This window comes from Tritonibacter sp. SIMBA_163 (genome assembly GCF_046535935.1).
Taxonomy (GTDB): Bacteria; Pseudomonadota; Alphaproteobacteria; order Rhodobacterales; family Rhodobacteraceae; genus Epibacterium; species Epibacterium scottomollicae.
Window position 1 is genome coordinate 1 of record NZ_JAWJBP010001022.1, and the last position, 247, is coordinate 247.

The window sequence follows — 247 nt, forward strand, 5'->3', positions numbered from 1 at the left end:
AGTCGGCCAAGCAGTTACTGAAATGGATCAGGCCACGCAACAGAACGCGTCACTCGTGCATGAAAGCGCCACGGCGGCCAATAACCTGCGCCAAAATGCTCATCAGTTGCTGCACGCCATGGAGGCATTCAAGCTACCCAATACGTCGACAACGAGCGCTAACCGCCGCACGCATTCTGCCACCACACTCCAGCGCCCTAAGGCCTCAACAGCGCCTGCGCTGCCCGCCGCTAAATCTAACGCGGCT

Annotated in this window: 1 pseudogene; it reads left to right on the forward strand. The window is 59.1% G+C overall.

Annotated elements, in window-relative coordinates:
- Positions 1-22: 22 nt before the first annotated feature.
- A pseudogene (locus R0J92_RS25425) lies at positions 23-247 on the forward strand (hypothetical protein); the annotation flags it as partial.